Origin of the sequence: Zavarzinella formosa DSM 19928, from assembly GCF_000255705.1 — a bacterium.
Classification (GTDB): domain Bacteria; phylum Planctomycetota; class Planctomycetia; order Gemmatales; family Gemmataceae; genus Zavarzinella; species Zavarzinella formosa.
Genome location: NZ_JH636444.1, coordinates 410,597 through 416,596, shown reverse-complemented (window position 1 = coordinate 416,596; position 6,000 = coordinate 410,597). Strand labels below are relative to the sequence as shown.

The 6,000-nt window shown below is 57.8% G+C and carries 5 protein-coding genes; 2 read left to right on the top strand and 3 right to left on the bottom strand.

Annotation, left to right across the window (positions count from 1 at the left end):
• Positions 1 to 190: 190 nt before the first annotated feature.
• Positions 191 to 1,699: an amino acid permease gene (locus tag BGIM_RS0130690; RefSeq protein WP_029630894.1), complete on the top strand. Its 1,509-nt coding sequence runs from the start codon at positions 191 to 193 to the stop codon at positions 1,697 to 1,699.
• 44 nt (positions 1,700 to 1,743) lie between these two features.
• On the top strand, positions 1,744 to 2,658 hold the full coding sequence (locus tag BGIM_RS67885) for a DnaJ C-terminal domain-containing protein (RefSeq protein WP_020473504.1): 915 nt from the start codon (positions 1,744 to 1,746) through the stop codon (positions 2,656 to 2,658).
• Between the two features lie 77 nt (positions 2,659 to 2,735).
• On the opposite strand, the gene BGIM_RS0130680 is transcribed toward BGIM_RS67885, so the two are convergent.
• The 3 genes from BGIM_RS0130680 to BGIM_RS0130670 all read right to left on the bottom strand — a co-directional run bounded on the left by BGIM_RS0130680 (position 2,736) and on the right by BGIM_RS0130670 (position 5,668).
• On the bottom strand, positions 2,736 to 3,836 hold the full coding sequence (locus BGIM_RS0130680; RefSeq protein WP_020473503.1) for a Gfo/Idh/MocA family protein: 1,101 nt from the start codon (positions 3,834 to 3,836) through the stop codon (positions 2,736 to 2,738).
• A 53-nt stretch (positions 3,837 to 3,889) separates the two neighbouring features.
• Complete coding sequence (locus BGIM_RS53175; RefSeq protein WP_261339995.1) at positions 3,890 to 4,801, bottom strand: UDP-3-O-acyl-N-acetylglucosamine deacetylase; 912 nt, start codon at positions 4,799 to 4,801, stop codon at positions 3,890 to 3,892.
• A 189-nt stretch (positions 4,802 to 4,990) separates the two neighbouring features.
• Positions 4,991 to 5,668, bottom strand: coding sequence for an OmpH family outer membrane protein (locus tag BGIM_RS0130670; RefSeq protein WP_020473501.1), 678 nt, complete (start codon positions 5,666 to 5,668; stop codon positions 4,991 to 4,993).
• Between the last annotated feature and the right edge of the window lie 332 nt (positions 5,669 to 6,000).

Below are 6,000 nucleotides of genomic sequence, written 5' to 3'. Positions count from 1 at the left end.
TCATCCAACCCGTTTGTCGGTAGATTTTTTCAACGCTGATACCTAAGACAGTTTGTATGGCATCTCTGACGAGCCGGATTCCGTTCGGCTCGTTCTCTTCATATTCTTTGGTTTCCTTTTTGATGTGTGAAGGTCGATGTCGTATAAATGGGAGAACGTTTTTCTCACCATTGTTCGACCCCCTCGACACATGACCGATCCGAGTTGTCCCACGCCCGAACAACCCAGACGATTGAGCCTCTGGGATTCGGTCTGTCTGATTGTGGGCATCATCATCGGGGCCTCGATTTACGAAACCTCCCCAAGCATCTTCCGAAGTTCCGGCAGCGCCCAAATGGGCATGATCGCCTGGGTGTTGGGCGGGGTCGTGTCACTCATCGGGGCCTTGTGCTATGCGGAACTGGCCAGCGCATACCGGACATCCGGCGGGGATTACACCTTTCTGACCAAGGCTTACGGGTCGCGGGTCGGCTTTATCTTCGCCTGGGCCGAACTGGCGGTGATCCGCACGGGCGGCAGCATCGCCTTCATGGCCTATGTGTTCGCCCGTTATGCGACGGAGTTCTATCCGCTCGGGCCAAATTCCAAGGTAATTTACGCCCTTGGGGGAATCTTGTCGCTCACGCTTGTCAACTCCATCGGAATGCGGCCGGGGCGAATTGTCCAAAACTTGCTGACGGTCGCCAATGTCCTCGGTTTGGCGGGTGTCGCCCTGATTGGCCTCGTTTGGTGGATCTGGCCTTCTTCTGAAATCTCCCATCAACAGCAAGCCGCCATTGATATCGCCTCGGCGGTCGGGGCGGCCGGCCAGCCTTATGCGGCTGTCACACAAACCGCCGGATTGCCGGCCGGGTTTGAACTGTCCTTCGCCCTCACGATGGTGTTGGTGTTTTACGCTTACGGTGGCTGGAACGAGGCGGCCTTCATCGCATCCGAAGTGGAAAATCCAAAACAAAACGTCCGCCGGGCTTTGATCGGCGGCACGATGTTGGTGACGGTGATTTACTTGGGCGTAAACCTCGCTTATGTCGGCGCCTTGGGTTATCAGGGCGTGTGCAAATCGGAGGCGATTGCCGCTGACATGTTCGCCCTGCCCTTCGGCAACGTCGGCCGAAAGGCCATCAGCGCCTTGGTAATGTTCTCGGCCCTCGGCTCCGTTCACGGGTTATTGTTCACCGGAATGCGTTTGTATTCGACCTTCGGCCGGGAACACCGCGTGTTTGCCTGGCTGGCCAGCAAGGAAGAAGAACCACACTCGCACGGAGCTTTGTTCGCGCAGGCCAGTTTCAGCATCCTGCTCATCGCCTTGGTGGAACTGGCGGTACACTGGCGGCAACTTCTCTCCGAAGCGGCGGCAATGGCTGGGGTGAATTTTGTGCCGGACATGCAACAAAGCGGGGACATTTACAAGTTGGTGGCCTGCACCGCCCCGGTTTTTTGGGTCTTTTTCCTGCTGACCGGTTGTTCGCTGTTCATGCTGCGATTCCGGGAGCCGAACATCGAACGCCCCTTCCGTGTTCCGTTGTACCCGTTTCTGCCGTTGATCTTCGTCTTTTCCTGTGCGTTCATGCTGCTGCGTTCTTCCCTGTACGCCATCGAACAGGAACCGGCGGAGGCCGTCGTGGTGGCCGGCCTCATGCTGGTGGGAATCCCGCTCTGTCTGCTTCCCGCCACATCCAAGTCTTGTTCCGACGAATAAAATAGGTTTCATCCGACAGAAACCGACTTTTCCAAGCGACATCCATGGCCAAAGATTACTATGCCGTTCTTGGGTTGGGCAAATCAGCCACTCCCGAGGAGATTTCCAAGGCGTACAAGAAACTCGCCCGCGAAAATCATCCCGACCGTAACCCCGGCGACAAGGCGGCCGAGACTCGCTTCAAGGAAATTCAAAACGCCTACGACGTTTTGAACGACCCGAAAAAGAAAGCCACTTATGACCAGTTCGGCAGCGAGATGCCGAACATGGGCGGCGGCCCCGGCGGTTTCAACTTCGGCGGCGGGGGCGGAGGCATGCCCCAAGTGGACCCGGAGATGGCCCAAGAAATCTTCAAACGCTTCTTCGGCGGTGGCGGGGGAGGCGGGGCCGAAGATTTGTTCGGCGGACCTCGCGGCGGTCGTGGCCGCCCCACTGGTCGAAGCCGGCAACCGCAGGCCGAAACGATTGATGTGGAAGCCCGTGTCCCGTTTCTAACAGCCGCGATCGGCGGCACCATCGGTCTGCGGGTCGGCGATCGTGAACTCGATGTGAAGGTTCCCGCCGGATTCGAGGACGGCAAAAAGCTCCGTCTCGCCGGTCAGGGGGAATATGGCGAGGACATCGTGGTGAAGGTGATGATCGAACCGCACGCTTACTTCCGACGAGAAGGGAAAGACGTGCTGCTCGATGTTCCCGTGAGCATCCCGGAAGCCGTGTTGGGTGGAAAAGTAAGCGTTCCCACGGTTGAGGGCAAACGTGTCGAGGTAAAGATCCCGCCCGGAAGTTCCAGCGGCGGTAAGATCCGACTCACTGGCATGGGGATCGCCGGTGGAAATCAATATCTGGTCATCAAGATTATGTTGCCCAAGGGTAAGCCAGATGACGAGGCAAAGAGACTGATTGAAGAATACGCCAAGGCAAATGGGTTCGATGCGAGAGCCGATGTGGCTTGGAAATGATCGAAAACCGCTCAATTGTTAAAAAAGCAAAGCCCGCGTCGTGACGCGGGCTTTGCTTTTTTATTGTCACCCACACATTAAGCCGCTTCGCGGCCTTCGTTGGAATCGTCCTCGAACAATTTGCCCAACGGGGCCGGCATGTGTTTCGGGCCGGTGGGGCCGTCAAGGACGCCATCCCACGGGTGACGTTGAACACTCGCCAGAATGCGATCCGCCAGTGCGAGAGCATCCCGGCCGTCGTCACCCGTCACGCGGGGCCGACGACCGGTCTTCACGCAGTTGACGAAGTGCTTCAATTCGGCGGTCAACTGATCCATTTCACGGGTGCAATCGAGTTCCAGCGTCTCCATGTGCTTGCTGAACACATCCTGACGAAGTTGCTCGCGACGGTTCGGATCGAGTTCCATTTGGGACAAGCCGCGACGGCGAACTTCATCAGAAGGTTGCACTAACGTAAGCCGTTTATCCACAAAATCGATGCCCGCATATCCTTCGGAGGCCCAGATTCGCAGTTTCCGTTTCGGTCGCGGGCTAATCCGGCTGGCGGTCACACAGGCGACGCAACCATTTTCAAACCGGATACGGGCATTCACGATGTCCTCGTGACCGCCAAAGGCCATCGCTCCCAATGCGTAAACATCTTCAACGGGGGAACGAACCAACGACAGAATCAGGTCAAGGTCATGAATCATGAGATCCAGAACGCAACCAATGTCGGTTGACCGCCCGGTGAAGGGGCCGTGTCGTTCGCTTTCGATCAGTTTCGGGTTGATCGGCCGCCGGGTCAGTTCCTCGAAAGCCGGGTTGAACCGTTCGATGTGACCGACTTGGAACGGAATCTCCCGCGAGTTGGCGATTTCGACCAGTTCTTCGGCCTGGGCCAGGGTGGTCGTGATCGGCTTTTCCACCAAGACCGGGATACCGCGTTCCAAGAAGTCCCGCGCGACTTTGTGATGGTACAACGTCGGGGCGGCGATGGTCACGGCGTCCACAATATCCAGCAAGTCCTCGTGGGACTCGTAGGCGGTGGTTTTGCAACGATCCGCGATACTCCGGGCCTGATGATTGTTCACATCAGCAATGCCGACGAGTTCGGCTTCCGGCAGGGCGGACAGGATGCGGGCATGCTCTTTGCCAAGGTGCCCGACACCGACGACGGCAATCCGAATTCGGTTCATCTGCGAAGGTACTCCGTCGAACGTCCACACTTCCAAACAAAAGCAATCCGTTGTTACCAGTCCGCTCCGGCCCGTCGGGCCAGCCGGGTCAATTCCTTTGCCAACTCCACGTTGAGCGGATGCCCGGAACGATAGGCGACCACATGCCCCGTGAGTTCAAGCCCGCTCAACGCCAGATCGCCGACAATGTCGAGGATCTTGTGCCGGGCGGGTTCGTCCGGGAAACGCAGTCGGTTGTCGATCAACCCCTTGGGACCGAACACCAACAGTTCCGAAGTCTTCAAATGCCGGCCGATGCCCCGGCGTTGCAATTCAACGGCCTCGTGTTCCAGCACAAAGGTGCGGCAACGGGCCAATTCCTGCCGGAAGCGATCCGGCGTGATGATTTCCGTGTGCGATTGCGGCATGATCGGCGAACCGGGGCCGTAATCGAGCAGATAACTGATGACAAGATCTTCGCCATCCCGCGGATAAATACTGAGGGTCGCGCCCCCTTGCGAAACCGTGACCGGTTCGCGGACCACGAAGGTCTGTTTGGCCGTGTGCTGAAGGGCCACTCCCGCCGTCAACAGGTTCTCGACGTACCCTTCGGAGGAGCCATCCAGCCCCGGAGGTTCGGGGCCATCCAGTTCGACCGTGCAATTGTCGATCCGCATGCCAGCCAAGGCGGCCAGAACATGCTCGACAAGCGTGACTTGATTGGGCCCGGAACCCAAGGTTGTCCGCCGGGCTGTCCCGGTGACTGATTCAACACGGGCCTGAATCGGAGCCGCATCCCGGAGGTCAGTTCGTTGGAAAACGATCCCGGAATCAGGCGGCGCGGGACAAAAACGAAGGTTGACGCGGCTCCCGGTAACCATTCCGACCCCTTGAATAAGGGTCGGTCGGGCCAGCGTCCGTTGGCGACGGCGGCCGGTTCGAGGCAGCTCGGCCGCCTCAACCCGTGTTCCCGGAGTGGTTTGCATCAACTTCATGCTACACGTTTTGTATGGGAAGGAAGCGAAACTGTCCGCATCCCTCCACTTATCGGTTTTAACCAAGCCTCTGGTTCATCCCAAATTACCTCAACTACCAACAATCACGTAATTCAACTCGAAAGCGTTTGCAATGCAACTGACATGCCGATAATTTTTTTGAGGCTCAAAATTGGACAATCAGTTGTTCCCACCAACGGTCTTAACACCGGGGGTAGGTGTGGGGGCGGGCGCGAGATCGTTTTTGGTCACCGGTTTCGGGGGCGGATATCGGCCGTTCAGAGTCTTGATGACGACTTCGGTGATGTCCATGCCCTTGTGGTAGAACGGGATCATGGCCGGGGTTTGGAGCATCAATTGGGCGACTTGCGGCGAGGCTTCGTCTTCCGGCTTCGAGGCGGCTGGGTAGCAAAGCACCATATCCAAGCTGTTCGTGGTGGCGATGTCCGCGATCACGCCCTTGATTTCCTGATAAACCCGGACGATGGTGTCGTTCGAGACCTTCGTCAATTCAACTTGGGCTTCCCGGTCGATGTCCTCGACTTTGCGCTGAATGTTGAGGGCTTTTTCCTGAAGTTTCTTCTTCTCATCAGGAACGGCGGCCAAGTTGAATTCTTTCTGAACCACCGCCAGTTGTTCCCGCAGGATATTGACCTGCGAGACATACTCCTGACGGCGACGAGTGATCTCGGCCCCTTGGAAATTGGCCTTTTCGTAGTCGCGAAGCACCTTGGCGATGTTGACGATCACGATCCGCTGCGGACGCGGGGCGGCCGGAGCCGGGTTTTGGGCAAACGCCGGCATCGACAGGGTCATCCCGGTTGCCAGCACGACAAGACTGGTGAAAATCCGTTTCACGAGCGGTTACTCCTCTTCCTTGTGGACAGCATGGCGACTTGGGTTTTCCGCGTCGGGGTGTTCCATTCCCGTGTGCGAAGTCGCGTCGATGGGGCGGGTTTACCCCATCCGAACAATCCGGTCAATGCGAACCATTTCCCGGAATCTCGGGGAGTTCAGGCGTTTGCGGCCCGCCACAGGTGTTTCACACCGGGAGATTCGCCGATTTCTTCCACAGATTGCCCGCTGTCGGATTTCCCTTCATGCCGCGTGGATTTCGCTCCATCATCGCCACCTTATGGGTTCTGTCCGCGTTCGCTGGGTGCGGAGGCAAGGGGGAACCTGTCGTCGTC